This is a genomic window from Providencia sp. PROV197 (genome assembly GCF_028479625.1).
Lineage (GTDB): Bacteria > Pseudomonadota > Gammaproteobacteria > Enterobacterales > Enterobacteriaceae > Providencia > Providencia vermicola.
In genome coordinates, this window is record NZ_JAMPNZ010000030.1 from 77,969 (window position 1) to 96,473 (window position 18,505).

The 18,505-nt window shown below is 40.3% G+C and carries 16 protein-coding genes; 7 read left to right on the plus strand and 9 right to left on the minus strand.

Features of this window, described 5'->3' with window-relative positions; genetic code table 11:
- Positions 1–375: 375 nt before the first annotated feature.
- The 4 genes from rsmG to asnC all read right to left on the minus strand — a co-directional run bounded on the left by rsmG (position 376) and on the right by asnC (position 4,257).
- Positions 376–996, minus strand: a complete 621-nt coding sequence (rsmG, locus tag PR808_RS17130; protein WP_206085519.1) for a 16S rRNA (guanine(527)-N(7))-methyltransferase RsmG — start codon at positions 994–996, stop codon at positions 376–378.
- 1 nt (position 997) lies between these two features.
- Positions 998–2,887: a tRNA uridine-5-carboxymethylaminomethyl(34) synthesis enzyme MnmG gene (mnmG, locus tag PR808_RS17135; RefSeq protein ID WP_206085517.1), complete on the minus strand. Its 1,890-nt coding sequence runs from the start codon at positions 2,885–2,887 to the stop codon at positions 998–1,000.
- Positions 2,888–3,263: 376 nt separating this feature from the next.
- The gene (gene mioC, locus PR808_RS17140; RefSeq protein WP_206085515.1) at positions 3,264–3,704 is read right to left on the minus strand and encodes an FMN-binding protein MioC; all 441 of its coding nucleotides are present in this window, start codon (positions 3,702–3,704) and stop codon (positions 3,264–3,266) included.
- Positions 3,705–3,795: 91 nt separating this feature from the next.
- Positions 3,796–4,257, minus strand: coding sequence for a transcriptional regulator AsnC (gene asnC / locus PR808_RS17145; RefSeq protein ID WP_206085513.1), 462 nt, complete (start codon positions 4,255–4,257; stop codon positions 3,796–3,798).
- 162 nt (positions 4,258–4,419) lie between these two features.
- On the opposite strand from asnC, the gene asnA reads away from it, so the two are divergent.
- Positions 4,420–5,412 (plus strand): aspartate--ammonia ligase, encoded by a 993-nt coding sequence (gene asnA / locus PR808_RS17150; RefSeq protein WP_206085511.1) that lies wholly within the window; start codon positions 4,420–4,422, stop codon positions 5,410–5,412.
- On the opposite strand, the gene viaA is transcribed toward asnA, so the two are convergent.
- The 3 genes from viaA to PR808_RS17165 form a co-directional block, all read right to left on the minus strand.
- Positions 5,413–6,870 (minus strand): ATPase RavA stimulator ViaA, encoded by a 1,458-nt coding sequence (gene viaA, locus PR808_RS17155; protein WP_272539776.1) that lies wholly within the window; start codon positions 6,868–6,870, stop codon positions 5,413–5,415.
- A gap of 2 nt (positions 6,871–6,872) precedes the next feature.
- Positions 6,873–8,390, minus strand: coding sequence for an ATPase RavA (gene ravA / locus PR808_RS17160; RefSeq protein ID WP_272539777.1), 1,518 nt, complete (start codon positions 8,388–8,390; stop codon positions 6,873–6,875).
- Positions 8,391–8,630: 240 nt separating this feature from the next.
- The gene (locus PR808_RS17165; RefSeq protein WP_206085498.1) at positions 8,631–10,025 is read right to left on the minus strand and encodes an NAD-dependent succinate-semialdehyde dehydrogenase; all 1,395 of its coding nucleotides are present in this window, start codon (positions 10,023–10,025) and stop codon (positions 8,631–8,633) included.
- A 352-nt stretch (positions 10,026–10,377) separates the two neighbouring features.
- Here PR808_RS17165 and rbsD point away from each other — a divergent pair, with 352 nt between their 5' ends.
- From rbsD to rbsR, 6 genes are all read left to right on the plus strand, one after another.
- Complete coding sequence (rbsD, locus tag PR808_RS17170) at positions 10,378–10,797, plus strand: D-ribose pyranase (protein WP_206085496.1); 420 nt, start codon at positions 10,378–10,380, stop codon at positions 10,795–10,797.
- Positions 10,798–10,804: 7 nt separating this feature from the next.
- The gene (gene rbsA / locus PR808_RS17175) at positions 10,805–12,319 is read left to right on the plus strand and encodes a ribose ABC transporter ATP-binding protein RbsA (RefSeq protein ID WP_206085487.1); all 1,515 of its coding nucleotides are present in this window, start codon (positions 10,805–10,807) and stop codon (positions 12,317–12,319) included.
- Positions 12,316–13,278 carry a ribose ABC transporter permease gene (rbsC, locus tag PR808_RS17180; protein WP_047756542.1) on the plus strand — a complete coding sequence of 321 codons (963 nt, stop codon included), beginning with the start codon at positions 12,316–12,318 and terminating at the stop codon, positions 13,276–13,278. The genes rbsA and rbsC overlap by 4 nt, the downstream gene beginning before the upstream one ends.
- 18 nt (positions 13,279–13,296) lie before the next feature.
- The gene (rbsB, locus tag PR808_RS17185; RefSeq protein WP_206085485.1) at positions 13,297–14,187 is read left to right on the plus strand and encodes a ribose ABC transporter substrate-binding protein RbsB; all 891 of its coding nucleotides are present in this window, start codon (positions 13,297–13,299) and stop codon (positions 14,185–14,187) included.
- 83 nt (positions 14,188–14,270) lie between these two features.
- Positions 14,271–15,194 (plus strand): ribokinase, encoded by a 924-nt coding sequence (gene rbsK, locus PR808_RS17190; RefSeq protein ID WP_206085484.1) that lies wholly within the window; start codon positions 14,271–14,273, stop codon positions 15,192–15,194.
- 9 nt (positions 15,195–15,203) lie between these two features.
- Positions 15,204–16,211, plus strand: a complete 1,008-nt coding sequence (gene rbsR / locus PR808_RS17195; protein ID WP_371007462.1) for a ribose operon transcriptional repressor RbsR — start codon at positions 15,204–15,206, stop codon at positions 16,209–16,211.
- Here rbsR and mdtD read toward each other — a convergent pair.
- On the minus strand, positions 16,192–17,604 hold the full coding sequence (gene mdtD / locus PR808_RS17200) for a multidrug transporter subunit MdtD (RefSeq protein WP_272539778.1): 1,413 nt from the start codon (positions 17,602–17,604) through the stop codon (positions 16,192–16,194). The genes rbsR and mdtD overlap by 20 nt on opposite strands.
- A 52-nt stretch (positions 17,605–17,656) precedes the next feature.
- Positions 17,657–18,349 carry a FadR/GntR family transcriptional regulator gene (locus tag PR808_RS17205; RefSeq protein WP_206085482.1) on the minus strand — a complete coding sequence of 231 codons (693 nt, stop codon included), beginning with the start codon at positions 18,347–18,349 and terminating at the stop codon, positions 17,657–17,659.
- Positions 18,350–18,505 lie beyond the last annotated feature (156 nt).

An 18,505-nucleotide genomic window follows, 5' to 3' on the forward strand; every position in this document is an offset into this window, starting at 1 on the left:
ATTCACTTAATTGTGACATTAATCACATTTGGCTTTATTTGCTTTATTTATTCCTTCAACTTTCTTCACAAAAAAAATTAGATTTAATCTGTAAATCAAATAATTAAGAAATACATTTTTTAAGCTAAATAACGAATCTATAAATCAAATATTTCACTGTTAACTATTTTATTAGCTAAATCGATTAAGTTAAAATAGGCATTTACATTCACTTTTTCCATTCAACGTATTATTTTTGAAACCTATTCGTTATTGCCGTGTAAATAATGCGTAAAATCTGAGTTTTTGTTATTTGCTCAAAACGAAAAATAGCCGTCCGTTTTTCAACATTCGGCTATCGCTCTAAAAGATAAAATAATTTGATAGAAAGCAACTTTATTTCATCGAAATTTTAACTAAATGGCGTTGTTCATCAAGTTCTGGCACTTGAAGTTCAGTGATAGACTCAATAGCAAACCCTTCTGGCAGAACCATTTCATCATCACGAATGATACCTTTAAGTGCGTAAAAACGTCCATCCGATGACGGTAAATGGTGGCACCAGCTTAGCATATCGTTCAGTGATGCAAATGCGCGGCTAATGACACCATCAAAACCATTTCCAACAGGGTACTCTTCAACTCGCGATTGAACAGGTTCTATGTTAGTTAGTCCTAACTCATGTTGAACCTGTTTTAAAAAGCGTACACGCTTCCCTAAACTGTCCAATAAAACAAAATGGGCGTCAGGTCGAACAATAGCCAAAGGAACGCCTGGTAAGCCAGGGCCCGTTCCAACATCAATAAAGCGTTGCCCGTTGAGTTGACCGTTCACCACTATGCTATCCATGATATGACGAATTAACATTTGTTGTGGGTCACGCACAGAGGTCAAGTTATAGGCTTTATTCCATTTAACTAATAACCCAACGTAATTAACTAACTGCTGTTTTTGCTTTTCCGTTAAATCGATATCTGTTTTTGCAAGCAATTGATTGAGTTTTGATAATAAATCCATGTTAAGCGCTCCGGCGTAGCATGCCTTGCTTTTTCAACCATACAAGCAAAATAGAGATTGCTGCAGGGGTGATCCCCGAAATACGCGAAGCTTGGCCGATCGATGTTGGTTTGTGATCGTTCAGCTTTGCCATAACTTCGTTAGATAAGCCTTTCACTTGTTTGTAATCAAGATCAACAGGTAACAAAGTGTTTTCATTGCGTAGCTGTCTTTCGATCTCTTCTTTCTGACGCGCAATATAACCTTCGTATTTAACTTGAATCTCAACTTGATCAGCGGCTTGTGGATCATCAATTGCAGGCGCAAATAAGTTTAGCGTAGTTAGCATTTGATAAGTCATTTCAGGACGACGTAATAAATCTTCACCGTTAGCTTCTTTGGATAAAGGAACGGTTAAGATGCCATCAATCTCTGTATGGTTATCCGATTTAGGATGAACCCAAATGTCTTTCAAACGTTGACGTTCTTTTTCAATCAGTTCAACTTTGTTGTTGAAATGAGCCCAACGAATATCATCGACTAAGCCTAACTCGCGGCCTTTTTCTGTTAAACGTAAATCTGCGTTATCTTCACGTAACATCAAACGATATTCTGCACGTGAGGTAAACATACGATATGGTTCTTTAGTGCCGAGTGTGCAAAGATCGTCAACCAGAACCCCCATATATGCTTGGTCACGGCGTGGGAACCAGCCTTCTAAGCCAAAGGCATGTTGTGCAGCATTTAAGCCTGCAAGTAACCCTTGTGCACCCGCTTCTTCATAACCTGTAGTCCCATTAATTTGACCAGCGAAGAACAAGCCATTAATAAATTTGCTTTCCAGAGTTTGTTTGAGATCGCGTGGGTCAAAGAAATCATACTCTATTGCATAACCAGGACGAATGATCCTTGCATTTTCCATCCCTTTCATAGAGTGCACGATCTGCATTTGCACATCAAAAGGCAAGCTGGTGGAAATCCCGTTCGGATAGATTTCGTTACTGGTTAAACCTTCTGGCTCTAAGAAAATTTGGTGTGAGTCTTTGTCTGCAAAGCGCATGACTTTGTCTTCGATCGATGGGCAATAGCGAGGGCCGATCCCTTCGATGATCCCTGCATACATTGGGCTACGATCAAGGTTATTTCTGATCACATCATGCGTTTTTTCATTGGTATAGGTGATATGGCAAGGCATCTGTTGTGGATGTTGATCTTGCGAACCTAAGAATGAAAATACGGGCATTGGGTCGTCACCTAGCTGTTGAGCTAACTGACTGAAATCAATAGTTCTTGCATCAATACGCGGTGGTGTTCCCGTTTTTAAACGGTTAACACGTAATGGTAATTCCCTTAAACGCTGAGAAAGGGAAATTGATGGTGGATCACCTGCACGACCACCGCTGTAGTTTTCTAACCCAATATGAATTTTTCCATCCAGGAAAGTCCCAACAGTTAGGACGACTGCTTTGGCTTTAAATTTTAAGCCCATGCGAGTAACCGCTCCTGTGACTTGATTGTTTTCAACAATCAAATCTTCAACAGGTTGTTGGAAAATCATTAGATTAGGTTGGTTTTCTAAAGCTGTTCTAACCGCTTGGCGGTAGAGAACGCGGTCCGCTTGTGCTCGAGTAGCTCGAACAGCAGGGCCTTTGCTGGCATTTAATGTTCTAAATTGAATGCCAGCTTTGTCAGTTGCTGTGGCCATTAAACCACCAAGAGCATCAATTTCTCTGACCAGATGCCCCTTACCGATCCCACCGATGGCTGGGTTGCAAGACATCTGGCCCAATGTATCAATATTGTGAGTCAGTAATAGGGTTTGACGCCCCATACGTGCAGCTGCCATTGCTGCTTCAGTACCGGCATGACCACCACCAATTACGATGACGTCAAATTGCTCTGGATAAAACATGTGTGAACCTTAAACGTTAGAAAATGCTGACTGTGCATTTGAGGAGAGAATTCTACTCAAGTTTGAGGAAGAGACCAAGCTTAGGTTTCTCCCCTATATAATATTAAGATCTTTTTATTTAAAGATCTCTTTATTAGATCTTTTATTAGGATCATCGGTTTCTGTGGATAAGTGGATTTTCACTTTAAAGATCATAAAAATGTAAAGGATCATATACTGTGAATGATCCGTGATCCAATTGCGTATAAGCTGGGATCAAAATGGGTACTTATGCACAGGCCTTGGTGGCCCTAAAACTTATACTCTGGATAACTACGGGTTAATAAAGGGATCTACCCTGAGTTATCCACAGCTGACTGATGCTATTTTGACCAAACTATAGTTCGTTTGCCCAAATTTTAACCCATTCCCCTGCGGGATCTTCTGGGATTTCGTGTTTTTGGATGTCTATTTCAAAACATTCACCGATCCGTTTAGCCCCTTTTTCGCTTAATAGGGTATCTAGTTTGTGGATCGCACCACAAAAAGTGTCATATTCCGAGCTACCGATCCCAACAGCACCAAACATCACTTGGCTGAGATCAGGTGAGCTTTCTTCTATAGCATCAAAGAACGGTTGAATACTTTCAGGTAGATCACCTGCTCCGTGAGTCGAACTCACCACCAGCCAAATGCCTTCAAGTGTTAAATCATCAAGCTCTGGGCCATGTTGAATATCTGTTTCATAACCAAGTTCTTCTAAAATCTCAGCCATGTGCTCAGCAACGTACTCTGCACTGCCCATTGTACTGCCACTTATTAAGGTTACTTTTGTCATGGTGATTCTCTTTCACAATAATAGGGCGCTATTGTACGCTGTGAATGAGCTGGGATCTACCTGTGGATAATGTGGTTATATCATTTTTTTTCTAAGGGTTGATTGTACGTAAGATCGGGTTCTGTAAGGAGATCAGGGTTTCCGTAGATTGAATCTCATCAATTGTTTGAATTTTGTTGATAAGTACGTCTTGCAGGGCATCAATTGATTTGCACATGACCTTAATAAAAATGCTGTATTGACCAGTTGTGTAATACACCTCGACCACTTCTTCTAAGGCATCCAATTTTTTTAATGCTGTTGGGTAATCCTTTGCACTTTTTAAAATAATGCCAATAAAGCAGCAGACATCAAAACCTAACTGTTTTGGGTTTATATCAATACGGGTGCCTTTAATGATTCCTGCTTGTTTCATTTTTTCGACACGGACATGAATTGTCCCTGGGCTTACTGCAAATTTTTTGGCTAATTCTGCATAAGGTGTACGTGCATTTCTCATTAATTCGTGAAGTATGTCACGATCGAGATTATCGATTTGATAATTTTCTGGCATTATTTCACCTCTATTTTAACGATTATTCATTTTTATACCTGTTTTTTTGATTAAAATAAATAGGAAAGGCTTTTTTTAATGATGGATATTGAATTTATACCTCATTTTGTTGCTTAATCTATACATCAGCTAATACAGCAAACAAATTATGGGTAATAAATTATGGACAAGTCATTCATTGAACATCAGCAACAAATTAGTTTTGTAAAATCCTATTTCTCACGTTTACTTGAAAAAGAACTCGGTCTAATTGAAGTTCAAGGGCCTATCCTGAGTCGTCTTGGTGATGGTACACAAGATAACTTATCAGGCAGTGAAAAAGCGGTTCAAGTAAAAGTGAAATCAATCCCAGGTGCGACCTTTGAAGTGGTGCACTCATTGGCTAAATGGAAACGTAAAACGTTAGGTCGTTTTGGTTTCAGTGAAGGCCAAGGACTCTATACGCATATGAAAGCGTTACGTCCGGACGAAGATCGCTTAACCCCAATCCACTCCGTCTATGTCGATCAGTGGGATTGGGAAAAAGTGATGGCAGATGAGGAGCGTACACTTCCTTATCTGAAACAGACAGTGGGTAAAATCTATAAGGCAATAAAAGAAACAGAAGCTGCCGTAAGTAAAGAGTTTGGACTGGCACCGTTCCTGCCAGACCAAATTCACTTTATCCACAGTGAAGAGCTGTTACAGCGCTACCCTGACCTTGATGCTAAAGGCCGTGAGCGAGCAATCGCGAAGGAACTTGGTGCTGTTTTCCTTATTGGTATCGGTGGTAAGTTATCCAGTGGTGAATCTCACGATGTACGTGCTCCAGACTATGACGACTGGACAACAGAAAACGAAGACGGTTTTTGTGGTTTAAACGGGGACATCCTTGTGTGGAACCCTGTATTACAAGACGCATTTGAGCTGTCTTCCATGGGGATCCGTGTTAGCCCTGAATGCTTAACGCGTCAATTAAGCCTGACACAAGATGAAAAACGGATGGAACTAGAATGGCACCAAGCACTAGTAAAAGGTGAAATGCCACAAACTATTGGTGGTGGTATTGGCCAATCCCGTTTAGTGATGCTACTTCTGCAACGCCAGCACATTGGCCAAGTTCAATGCGGTGTTTGGGCGCCAGACATGCAAGAATCTGTTGAAGGTATGCTGTAATTAGCGACTAAAGCGGCGTAAAAGCCTACTTTTTAACCCGGTGTCAAAGCGCCAAATATGGTCGAAGATTTTCATGATGCCGGGTTTCCCATAGTTTGACACAGATACCGCATGGAAGCGGTATTTCCCTATCTTCTGCATGGTTTTTATTTTTTGAATGAGTTCATCGGGCAAACGTTGAGCTACAAAATCAGAAATGACCACAGCATCAGCATCCATCCATTGCTTAGACTCTAGTTTAACGGTTGTCTCTTGCAAACATGCTGCAAGGTCTGTTCCGCCTTTAAATGTTTGATGTAAAAACCGAATGCATTGTTCCAGCCCATCTGCAGATAATAAATCGTAATGCACAATATCCGTAGAAAACAGCATCACATGGCACGCGCGGTTATCGGCTAACGCAATTTTCATTAGCGCAAGGCAAAATGCCTTTGCACAACGCTCATTTAACCCGCCCATTGAGCCTGATGTATCAATACACACCACAAATGGCCCTCTAGGTTGCTCTTCATCATGGTGATGTGTAATAGGGCGTAGTACTTTTCTTTCTTGCCAGCTATCCCCTTGCAATCGATAAGTTAATAGCTGCTTTTCCAGTAATTTTCGATAAAACTCAAATTCAATTTCTTCGATACCCAACATCGCAAGTTCAGCGGGTAATAAACGCAAAATATCATCGCTTTGGTTTAAGCCATTAACTTGTTCAGGCACTGTCTCTGGTACTTTCTCCATGATGGTCATCGGTTCTAAAACCACGCTATCATCAGGAATAGCTTGCGCTGTTTGGCTGCGCCCTAATAATTGAGCTATTTTTTCGAGTTCAGGCTGCTGACGTAAAAATTCACTGTAGCGATTTAACAACTGGTCATTATAAGCGGAGGTCATATTTACCCCTTTGCTTAAATCCCACAAACGTCCTGCTGCCCGCTCATTTTCACCCAAAATATCTTCTAAATTTCCACTCAAGGCTAACCTGCGTTGCAATTCCGCCAGCAATTGCTCTTTTTCTTGCTCTAATAACTCTTTATGCAGGGTGGTGACTTGTAAAATTAAGCTGACTCGCCACTTTTGTACAAACAAAGCTTGCCTTGCACTGCGATTTTCAATTTTACCACTTTGTAATTGATTTGCTTCTCGGTAAAACGGCGAGTCAATTTGGTTAAGCCTTTCTATTACAGAAGGAAGCCGCGTAAAAAAAGCATCCGTTGAGATACCAAGGGATTGTCGATACAACTCAAACTCTTCAGAAAGTTGCGCGGGAACTAACGCATCTTGTAAGCGCTGTTTCAGGTCTGTTTTCCAACTGGATAAGTCTTTTAACAATGCTTTTTTTAAACGAGGGTGTTTTTCAAAAAATACCGCTAATTGCGGTGTAGCAAGGAGCGAGATAATAATCTCTTCAATTAGTTGGCTTTCATTAACCGAAAGCAGCATCTCCAGAGTGGCTAAACTCATCATAATTATTCAGCCACTTTCCCTGTGATCTGATTACGTAATTGCGTTAATTTCTCTGAAATTTGTAGAAAACTTTGCTCAATATCTGCCAACCAATGGGGTTCAATAAAAAGATTGGGTTGCTGCTTTTCAAATTGATAGCGAGCGCCTTGAATATCAGATTGAATGTTATCCAGCTTATCTAACCATTCTTGGTTATTTGATGTGGAGGTTTGTGTCACTGTTTTATCTTGGATATATAATGTTGATGATTGATGGCTTATATCTAATAACTGTATCTGATTTAAATTATTCACTTCAGCGGCAATTTCTTGTGCAAAACCAATACCGTTTAAATGTGCGGATAACGTCGTACCTTTATTTAAAAATAAAGTGAGTGCTTTTTTGTCTGTGGTAACAAATGTCACTTTCATATTATGCAATTGCAATGGACGATGTAAAAACAGCGTGATCCGTCCTTCCTGAACATACTCAGGCAGCACATATGAGGCCTTGCGGGCAAACATCGCATTGTTTTTATTCACTTTAAAGGCATCTTGACTGTTTTGATCTTGCGTAGATGACATCCACTGTTGGTAAATTTGCTCAATTTCACGGGTGAATTTACGCTGCTGCCAACCCTCTTCTTGTAAAAGTGATTGAATTAACTGTGGTAATGTATTCATAGATTGCATATCGTGCCACAGGCAATCTTTTAAAAGCACAATATCAAGGGGAGAAACACTGCTACGGCCATTAAAAAATGCACTTGCTTGTAATAAATAAATGGCTTTTTTCCAACGTCTATCCGAGACATAAACTTGCTTGTCAGTGGCGTCCAATTGCTGGCGCAGCTGGTAGACCAGCTCAAAACAGTGATCGGGCAGCGTAATTTTAGGGATTTCTTGTTGCCACTGTTGGTATTCTTCATCACTGATTTTTAAATGCTCAGGGATTTGAGATTCTTCTAATGATGATTTTCCTGTTAATAATGCCCGAAAGTTTTGTTTTTCCTGTACTTTATCAAGCCAGATACGCACTAACATGCGGTCAAAAAGGGCTTCTAAACTATTATCTGCATCAGGCAATTCGTTCGAAGCCGTGACGAGCAAACGCATGGGGATAGCTTTTTCTTCATCACCATTACGGAATTTACGTTCATTGATAGCCGTTAATAGCGTATTAAGAATAGCTGGACCAGCTTTCCAGATTTCATCCAAGAAAACCACTTCAGCATCAGGTAAATAACCTTTGGTTAGGCGTTCATAGCGCCCTTCGTCTTTTAAAGCTTGAATAGATAACGGCCCAAAAATTTCTTCAGGCGTCGAAAAGCGCGTCATTAAATACTCAAATGCATGGGCATGACGGAAGGCATATTTCATTCTTCGTGCAATTAAGCTTTTAGCAATCCCGGGAGGGCCTAATAGAAATACGCTTTCACCACTGAGTGTGGCTAATAAGCACAAACGAATAGCTTGCTGGCGTTCATATAAACCACTTTCAAGGTAATTGCTTAATTGAGCTATTCGTTCAGATAATTGCATCGATATTCCTTTTCATTGAATAACAAAATTCAATAATGTTTAAGTTACGCTTAATTCTTAGGTTATCTGCCCTTTTATAAACAGCGCAATCAATTTTGTCATTTTTCTTTTGTGTTATTTGATTTAAATCGTGTGTAGCTGTATTAAGGCGAGAAAATCTGAGTAGGAATAAGGCTGATTTGAATAGGCTAGGGCTCATGTCTATAAAAAACATGAGCCCTAACTGAAGATTAAAAATGATTAATAAGGTGCATCTGGCGTGGTAACCCGAATTAATTTTTCATTCACAAACTCACGAATTCCCGCAAGTGATTGTTCTCGACCATAACCAGAAAGCTTAGTTCCACCGAAGGGGAGTTCCGGGGCAATTCCTGTCGGATGATTGATATAAACCATCCCTGAAACTATTTGGCGAGCCACTTTTATCGCTTCAGCTTCATTTTTACCAAAGACAGTTCCACCTAAACCAAATTCAGTCGCGTTAGCTAATTGAATGGCTTCATCTATATTTTTTACAGCATAAATACAAAGTACTGGGCCAAATATTTCTTCATAATACGCTTTCATATTCGGTTTTATATCTGTCAGTATTGTGGGTTGCATAAATGCCCCTTCACGATCTAATCGCTTACCTCCAAATACCAGTGTTGCTCCCTCTTTTACGGCTACTTCAACTTGATGAACAACTTCATTCACCGCTTTTTCACTACTTAATGGAGCAAGTTGCGTGGCTGGGTCCATTGGATCACCCACAATAATTTTTTCATAGATTGCTTTTGCTTTTGCGATAAATTCTTTCGCAACGTTTTCTAATACAATAATACGTTTTGGTGAAACACAAACCTGCCCTGCATTCCATAGACGGCCAGCAGTCGCTGATGCAACCGCGCTATCAATATCTGCATCAGCTAGCACAATAAAAGCATCACTTCCTCCTAGCTCAAGGGTTGATTTTTTTATTGCTTTACTGGCTTCAGAGGCAAAATTGGAACCTGCAGGTTTACTACCTGTTAAAGATACGGCTTTGACTCGTTCATCTGAAACAAGAGCAGAAACTTTTGAGCCAGGAATGAATAAATTGTTGTAAACCCCATCCGGTAGTCCTGCTTCAATAAATATTTTTTCCATCATTTCAGCACATTGAGGAATATTTGAAGCATGTTTTAAAACAATGGTATTTCCTGCCATTAAATTAGCGGCAGCTGTTCGAGTTATTTGATAAAACGGGAAATTCCATGGTTGAACCGTCAGGAGTACTCCGATTGGTTCATAAGTTAAGAAGGCTTTTCCGTGTTTAACATCAATTTCTTTATCCGCTAATAAACGGCTTCCTTCATTTGCATAGTAGTCAAAAATATTTGCGCATAATTCAACTTCGCTTATTGACTCACTTAATAGCTTTCCCATTTCTGTTGTACATATTTTTCCGAGAAGTTCTTTTTTATCTCGCATAACTTTTGCTATGTTATGTAAAATTGCCGCTCGCTCTGTAAATGAGGTTTTTTTCCAAGTCAGGTAGGCGGTATCTGCTTTGGTGAGAATTGTATCGACTTGCTCCGCACTCATTTCTTCATAAATCTTTTCTACTTTGTTTGTTGCTGGATTAACTGATTTTATTGACGATGTCATATTCATTTTTTATTCCTTGTTGCAACCATTAAAGATAAATAATTCAACTTATCTTAAATTACAGTTGATATACCAACATAAATTAGGGGAAAAATGAAATTCAATGGCATTTATTATCAATAATTGTGTTTAAGGGTTTTTGATTGTTTGTGAATGTTTTTTTGTGTGTTTATTTATGAATCAATAGAAACGATTCAGCTATAAACTATTCAATTAGTTATCCTTTTTTATTTCTTTAACGCCAACGAAACGTTTCGATACCGATCACAAATATCAATCATCAATATTGAGTTGTGACTCATCTAAACTATGATTAGGTGAGCGAAACGTTTCGCTTATCAGGAATGGCGGTGAAAAAATGAAAAAAGGTGTTCTGCTTAATGCCAATATTACCTCAGTGATTGCTAAATTAGGTCATACAGATCAAATCACACTGGCAGATGCAGGTTTGCCCATTTCAACAGGGCCTGAGCGGATTGATTTAGCAATAACGCAAGGATTACCCGATTTCATGGCTGTTTTGCGGGTCGTTACGCAAGAAATGCAGGTAGAAAAAGCCATTATTGCTGAAGAAATTAGCGCGATGAATCCCACCATGGAAACGGCAATTTTAACGCATTTGAATGACCTACAAACTGTGCAAGGCAATCAAATCGAAATTATCTATTGTAGTCATGAGCGCTTTAAACAGCTGACGCATGACAGCAAAGCGGTCATTAGAACAGGGGAATGTTCGCCATTTGCTAATATAATCCTTTGTTCTGGTGTGACTTTCTGAGGTGACTATGCAACCTTTATTAGAACTTATCGGTATCGATAAATCATTTCCAGGTGTGAAAGCGCTCAGTGGTGCGACATTAAATGTCTATCCTGGAAAAGTCATGGCGCTGGTGGGGGAAAATGGGGCTGGCAAATCAACCATGATGAAAGTGCTTACGGGGATCTATCAAAAAGACGCAGGTAAAATTCGCTTTCTTGGCAAAGAAGTGGCGTTTAATGGGCCTAAAAGTTCCCAAGAAGCGGGTATTGGTATTATTCACCAAGAATTAAACCTGATCCCTGAGCTGACTATTGCAGAAAACATTTTCCTTGGACGCGAGTTTGTCAGTGCGTTTGGCAAAATAGACTGGAAAAAAATGTTCAGTGAATCGGACAAACTGCTAAAACGTCTTAACCTTGATTATGATAGCCACCAAACCATTGCAGAGCTTTCTATTGGTGAGCAACAAATGGTGGAAATTGCCAAGGTTCTCAGCTTTCAATCCCAAGTGATCATCATGGATGAGCCGACAGATGCTCTCACTGATACGGAAACTGAATCATTATTTCGCGTTATTGAAGACTTAAAAGCACAAGGCTGCGGTATTGTTTATATCTCTCACCGTTTAAAAGAAATTTTTGAAATTTGCGATGATGTGACTGTTTTTCGCGATGGCCAGTTTATTGGCGAAAAACCCGTTAGCGAATTAGAAGAAGAAAAACTGATTGAAATGATGGTGGGAAGAAAACTTGAAGACCAATACCCACGCGTAGATGTTCAAGCAGGCGATACCCGTTTACAGCTCGAAAGTGTTTCAGGCCCTGGAGTAACAAGCGCCAGTTTTATTTTGAAAAGTGGTGAAATTTTAGGCGTTTCAGGCTTGATGGGAGCAGGTCGTACAGAATTAATGAAAATCATCTATGGCGCCGCACCAAAGAAAGCAGGCACTATCAGCCTTGATGGTAAACCTATCACGTTAAAAACCCCGCAAGATGGCCTTAATAATGGCATTGTTTATATTTCTGAAGACCGTAAACGGGACGGTTTAGTCCTAGGCATGTCAGTTAAGGAAAATATGTCATTAACGGCATTACGGTATTTCAGCCGTGCAGGTGGAAGCCTGAAACATGGTGAAGAGCAACAAACTGTCAGTGATTTCATTAGGTTATTCAATATAAAAACCCCATCAATGGACCAAATCATTGGCAACCTTTCTGGCGGAAATCAACAAAAAGTGGCTATCGCCCGAGGATTGATGACTAGACCAAAGGTGTTGATCCTTGATGAACCAACGCGTGGTGTTGATGTGGGGGCAAAAAAAGAAATTTATCAGCTAATTAACCAATTTAAGAAAGAAGGGCTGAGCATCATTTTAGTGTCTTCAGAAATGCCTGAAGTGATTGGAATGAGTGACCGCATATTGGTGATGCACGAAGGTCATATCAGCGGTGAGTTCACAGCCAAAGACGCGACTCAGGAAGCCTTAATGGCTGCCGCAGTGGGTAAAAATTACGGCTCAGTTCAGGAGTTATCAGTATGAGTTCAACAACTGCATCATCAAAACGCTGGTTCAGCAAAGCTTGGCTAATGGAGCAAAAATCGTTAATTGCGCTATTAGTCTTAATTGCTATCGTATCAACATTAAGCCCTAATTTTTTTACGGTGAATAACCTATTCAATATTTTGCAGCAAACGTCAGTGAACGCCATCATGGCGGTAGGCATGACGTTGGTTATCTTAACGTCAGGGATTGACCTGTCGGTGGGCTCACTACTTGCACTGACTGGCGCAGTCGCCGCATCAATGGTGGGCGCTGAAGTTAATGCTTTAGTTGCTGTTGCTGGCGCTCTAGCACTTGGCGCGGCTATTGGTGCATGCACTGGGGTCATTGTCGCGAAAGGGAAAGTTCAAGCCTTTATTGCAACATTAGTGATGATGCTTTTATTGCGCGGTGTTACTCGTGTGTATACCGATGGAAGCCCAATTAATACAGGTTTTAGTGATAATGCAGATTTATTTGGTTGGTTTGGTATTGGTCGTCCATTAGGTATTCCTACCCCAGTTTGGTTAATGATCATTGTTTTTGCTGCGGCATGGTACATGTTGCATCACACTCGATTAGGTCGTTATATCTATGCGCTAGGTGGCAATGAAGCAGCAACTCGCTTATCAGGCATTAACGTCGATCGCATCAAAATTATTGTGTATGCCTTATGTGGTTTACTGGCGGCACTGGCAAGTGTGATTGAAGTTGCACGTTTGTCATCGGCTCAACCCATGGCAGGTAATGGGTATGAATTGGATGCTATCGCAGCGGTTGTACTCGGTGGTACAAGCCTTGCAGGCGGAAAAGGGCGTATTGTTGGCACGTTGATTGGTGCATTGATCCTAGGTTTCTTAAACAATGGCTTAAACTTATTAGGTATTTCGTCTAACTATCAGATGATTGTCAAAGCGGTCGTCATCTTACTTGCGGTACTTGTTGATAATAAAAAATAACCCTACAGGAAAACGATTATGAAACTGAATAAATTAGCTACATTGTTATCAGCTGTTGCACTGAGTGCAACCGTTAGTGTTAATGCGATGGCAAAAGACAGTATTGCGTTAGTGATTTCAACATTGAACAACCCTTTCTTTGTCACGATGAAAGATAGTGCACAAAAAGAAGCGGACAGACTGGGCTATGAACTGATTGTCTTAGATTCACAAGATAATCCTGCCAAAGAATTGGCAAACGTTCAGGACTTAACGGTTCGTGGAACTAAATTGATGCTAATCAACCCAACAGATTCTGATGCAGTGGGTAACTCTATCTTAATGGCAAACAAAGCAAAAATCCCTGTCATTACCTTAGATAGAGCTGCGAATAAAGGTGAGGTAGTCAGTCACGTTGCTTCAGATAACCGTATGGGCGGTAAAATGGCGGCGGATTATATTGCACAAAAAACAGGTAGCGAAGCCAAAGTTATTCAACTAGAAGGAATTTCAGGTACTTCAGCCGCGCGTGAACGTGGTGAAGGCTTTAATACGGGTGCGAAAGAGCACAAATTTAATTTACTGGCGAGTCAGCCTGCGGACTTCGACAGAACCAAAGGCCTTAACGTCATGCAAAACCTGCTTACTGCACACCCAGCGGTTCAAGCCGTCTTTGCTCAAAATGACGAAATGGCACTGGGAGCATTAAGAGCACTGCAAACTGCGGGTCGTACTGATGTTTTAGTTGTAGGATTCGATGGCACGAATGATGGCATTAAAGCCGTAGAAGGCGGTAAATTAGGCGCAACAATCGCACAGCGTCCTGATCAAATTGGTATTGTCGGCGTGCAGATTGCCGATAAAGTCTTAAAAGGCGAAAAAGTTGAAGCAACTGTTCCTGTTGAATTGGAATTAGTGGTAAAACAATAAGATAAAGTAACCGCCGTGACAGCATTTGCGGCGGTTTATTGGTTTTGTGGTTATAAAGTCACAATAAAAAGGATATAAATGTTATGGGTACAGCAAAACTGGTAGTTCTAGGTAGTATTAATGCTGATCATATTTTGAATGTTAAGCAATTCCCACAGCCAGGTGAAACTGTTCGTGGCGACAGTTACCAAGTTGCCTTTGGTGGAAAAGGTGCAAACCAAGCTGTAGCTGCTGGTCGTAGTGGTGCTGACATAACCTTTATAGCCTGTGTGGGTGATGACGATATCGGTGCAAGTATAAAAAAACAGCTTCATCTCGATAATATTAAAACGGAATGCATTGATGCGATTAAAGAGGAAACGACAGGTGTTGCTCTGATTTATGTCAATCAACAAGGGGAAAACATCATTGGTATCAATGCGGGTGCCAATGCGCAACTAACAACGCAGAGACTTGCGCAATATCAGCAAAAAATTATTGAGGCAGATGCCGTCTTAATGCAGCTTGAATCACCGATTGAAACTGTTCAGATGGCTGCTGAAATTGCAAAGAAAAACAATACTCAAGTCATTTTAAACCCAGCTCCAGCGCAATCATTACCAGACTCATTACTAACGCTGGTGGATATTATCACCCCGAATGAAACGGAAGCGGAACATTTAACGGGGATTGCCGTTAATGATGACCAAGGTGCCCAAGCAGCGGCAGAAGTATTACACCAAAAAGGGATCAGTAAAGTGATGATTACTTTGGGGGCTCGCGGGGTTTGGTATAGTGAAAAAGGCGTACAAGGTAAAATAATTGCGGGGTTTCGCGTAAAAGCAGTGGATACTATTGCGGCAGGTGATACATTCAATGGGGCATACGTTACCGCTTTACTAGAAGGTAAGGCTGATGAAGATGCTATTATTTTTGCCCATGCGGCGGCGGCGATAGCAGTAACGCGCCCAGGTGCTCAGCCTTCAGTTCCATGGCGCAAAGAAATTGACCAATTTTTAGCTCAATAGGATTAACTTGTGGCAACAATGAAAGATGTGGCACGCCTTGCGGGGGTGTCGACATCCACCGTCTCTCACGTTATCAATCAAAATCGCTACGTTAGTGAGAGTATTACTCTGCGCGTTAAAAATGCAATTGAAGAGCTAAATTACGCCCCTTCGGCATTGGCGAGAAGCTTAAAAATGAATCGCACGAATACAATTGGAATGTTGCTAACAACCAGTAACAACCCATTTTATGCGGAAGTGGTGCGAGGTGTAGAACGGAGTTGCTACGAGCGTGGTTATAGCTTGATTTTGTGCAACACAGAAGGTGACCTTCAACGGATGAATCATAGTTTAGAGACCCTATTACAAAAGCGGGTAGATGGGTTATTGATCATGTGTACTGAAGTTCAAGGGCCATCAAAAGAGGTACTGGCTCGTTATCCTGCGGTACCGACGGTAATGATGGACTGGTCGCCATTTGAATCTGGCGGTGATGTTATCCAAGATAACTCATTTTTAGGGGGCGAAATGGCTACTCGCTACTTAATTAATGCAGGGTTCACTCGTATTGCTTGCATTGCAGGGCCGCAAGATAAATCACCAGCAAGAGCCCGTCACCAAGGTTTTATTCAAGCTATGAATGACGCCGGCATTAAAATTGATGAAGATTATCTGATTTTCAGTGATTTTGAATTCGCTGGTGGTTTTGAGTCAATGAATGCATTACTTGAATTACCTATCCCACCTCAAGCTATTTTCGCGGGTAATGATGCCATGGCAGTTGGGGCTTATCAGGCAATATTCCAAAAGGGGATGAAAGTGCCTGATGATATTTCGATTGTCGGTTATGATGATATCGATCTTTCTTCTTATATGATCCCACCATTAACAACCATTCATCAACCAAAAGATGAGTTAGGGCAACAAGCAGTTAATCAACTGATTTATCGAATGGATAACCCAGAGGCAGAGACCAGTGTGTTAGTACTCACCCCTGAGCTTATCGAGCGCCAGTCTGTTAAGAAGGTGAATTCTTAGCTTTTTTGGTTTTTCCTTTAATTAAGTTATCACCATCGGTTTTACTTAATAATAAGAAGACAAAAGCGGAAACCAGTGTAACCACACCAATAGTAATAAAGGTATAGTGGAAATTATCCACGGTATTACTATTAGGTTGGCCATCATAGAAATTCAATATCGCGGCACTCACGGCAATGCCAAAACTAATGGATAGTTGTTGGGTGACGGCTAACATACTATTTCCTGCGCTTGCATTATTGTCTGTTAAATCCGCTAAGCAAATGGTATTCATCGCAGTAAACTGAACTGACATGACCATTCCTAATATGAATAATGGCACAACTAATAAATAAATAGACATACTCGGGGATTGCAATGAGAACTGGGCAATCATTAACCCAATAATTACAGTGATCACAAATAATGTATTACGGTATCCATATTTAGTGAGGATTTTTGTGACCCCTGATTTTGCTGTTATTGAGCCAATAGCCAATGGTGCCATCATCATTCCAGCGACAACCGCTTCATAACCAAATCCAACTTGTAGCATTAATGGCATTAAAAATGGAATACTGCCTGTACCTAGACGCGTAGCAATATTACCGCTGATACCAATCGAAAATGTTCGAGTTTTAAATAAATTTAATGGGATGATTGCATGCTTAATACGTCTTGCATGGAAAACATACAACAATAAGAAAAGAAAACCGCCAACAGTAATCGCTGCAGGAATAGATGCAGGTAGCGCTTTATCGCCAAATAAATCCAAGCTAACGGAAAGCATGACTAAACCAAAACCAAATAATAAAAATCCGAGCGTATCAAATTTTCGTTTTGGCATTTTAAAATCAGGCATGTGTTTTAGAGCATAAAAAATACCTAAAACTCCAATAGGAATATTAATAATGAATATCCAATGCCATGTGGCATAAGTAACCAATATACCACCTAACAGTGGACCTAATATTGGTCCGACTAATCCTGGGATGGTCACAAAGTTTAATATCGGTAATAACTCACTACGTGGATACGCCCTTATTAATGCTAATCGAGCAACGGGCATCATCATTGCACCACCAATTCCTTGAATAATTCGGGAAGTCACTAAAAAATTCAATGATGGGGAAAGGGCGCAAAGTAAAGAACCGAAAGAAAATAATGAAACGGCTAAAATAAAGATACGGCGAGTACCAAACCGATCAGCAAACCATCCACTAATAGGAATTAGCAATGCAACCGTCAATGTATAGCTAACAACGGCAGATTGCATTGCAAGGGGTGAATGATGAAGGCTTTTCGCAATATCAGGTAAAGCCGTATTCAAAATAGTGGCATCAAGCGCCTGCATGAAAAAGGCCATTGCCGCAATCCATGGAAGGCCAGACATATTTTTGGCTGTTTTGAACATCGAGTACCTATCTAAAAAGTTAAAGCCCGCTGGGATAAGTTATCTTGTTAGGTTATTTTTCGTTCACTGTTAATAGCTTATAGCAAAAATCGAGAGCTTTGGTACTTTGACCTTGGATAATGGCATTCGCTAATTGCTGGTGGATATCAACTTCGATAACTTCATTGTCAGTAATGACATCAAAATAACGTTGATAAATAGAACGAAATAAATTAGCAAAAGAGATTAGAAAAGGGTTTGCACAGGCTTTATAAATTGTTAAATGAAAATAGTAATCCACTTTTACCCAACGTTCTCTATCGAACTCTTTTGCGAGTAACAACATTTCATTCGCTAAAAGCTGTAAAGATTGCTTCTGTTCGGGTGTTGCATGTATAGCTGCAAGATAACAAGCTTGGGGTTCAATTGCGAGGCGAACAATTTTGAAATGTTTAATCACAACGGATTGTTCTTCGCTATTTGCCCACCAAGTTAATAAATCTTGATCCAAAAAATTCCAATTTGATGAGGGCATAACACGAGTTCCTATTTTAGGACGTGCTAATACCATGCCTTTAGCAGCTAATATTTTGATGGCTTCTCTTATTGCAGTTCGGCTGGCTTGGTACTTTTCTGATAACTCTAATTCACTTGGTAAAATGGAATCAGGCAAATAGGCACTTGTTAAAATCTGTTGGCCCAGATTTTCTGCAATAATATAAGAACGATTTTTTTGCGAAGCCGTTTGTTGCTTACTTAATTCCATAATTCATCTCAAATCTTATTTCTTGGATATCTATATTACGTGAGTAAAGGACAAATTGCTGCTGAAATAGTCAATCATCGGGTGCAATTTAGCTTATAACTTCTTTTTTGGCTAAAAAAAACGCGAACGAAAAAAAAATGCAAAAAAGGGGTTGTC

Coding starts and splice junctions, on each gene's coding strand:
- rsmG (WP_206085519.1), bottom strand. CDS start 996: ATGGATTTATTATCAAAACTCAATCAATTGCTTGCAAAAACAGATATC.
- mnmG (WP_206085517.1), bottom strand. CDS start 2,887: ATGTTTTATCCAGAGCAATTTGACGTCATCGTAATTGGTGGTGGTCAT.
- mioC (WP_206085515.1), bottom strand. CDS start 3,704: ATGACAAAAGTAACCTTAATAAGTGGCAGTACAATGGGCAGTGCAGAG.
- asnC (WP_206085513.1), bottom strand. CDS start 4,257: ATGCCAGAAAATTATCAAATCGATAATCTCGATCGTGACATACTTCAC.
- asnA (WP_206085511.1), top strand. CDS start 4,420: ATGGACAAGTCATTCATTGAACATCAGCAACAAATTAGTTTTGTAAAA.
- viaA (WP_272539776.1), bottom strand. CDS start 6,870: ATGATGAGTTTAGCCACTCTGGAGATGCTGCTTTCGGTTAATGAAAGC.
- ravA (WP_272539777.1), bottom strand. CDS start 8,390: ATGCAATTATCTGAACGAATAGCTCAATTAAGCAATTACCTTGAAAGT.
- PR808_RS17165 (WP_206085498.1), bottom strand. CDS start 10,025: ATGAATATGACATCGTCAATAAAATCAGTTAATCCAGCAACAAACAAA.
- rbsD (WP_206085496.1), top strand. CDS start 10,378: ATGAAAAAAGGTGTTCTGCTTAATGCCAATATTACCTCAGTGATTGCT.
- rbsA (WP_206085487.1), top strand. CDS start 10,805: ATGCAACCTTTATTAGAACTTATCGGTATCGATAAATCATTTCCAGGT.
- rbsC (WP_047756542.1), top strand. CDS start 12,316: ATGAGTTCAACAACTGCATCATCAAAACGCTGGTTCAGCAAAGCTTGG.
- rbsB (WP_206085485.1), top strand. CDS start 13,297: ATGAAACTGAATAAATTAGCTACATTGTTATCAGCTGTTGCACTGAGT.
- rbsK (WP_206085484.1), top strand. CDS start 14,271: ATGGGTACAGCAAAACTGGTAGTTCTAGGTAGTATTAATGCTGATCAT.
- mdtD (WP_272539778.1), bottom strand. CDS start 17,604: ATGTTCAAAACAGCCAAAAATATGTCTGGCCTTCCATGGATTGCGGCA.
- PR808_RS17205 (WP_206085482.1), bottom strand. CDS start 18,349: ATGGAATTAAGTAAGCAACAAACGGCTTCGCAAAAAAATCGTTCTTAT.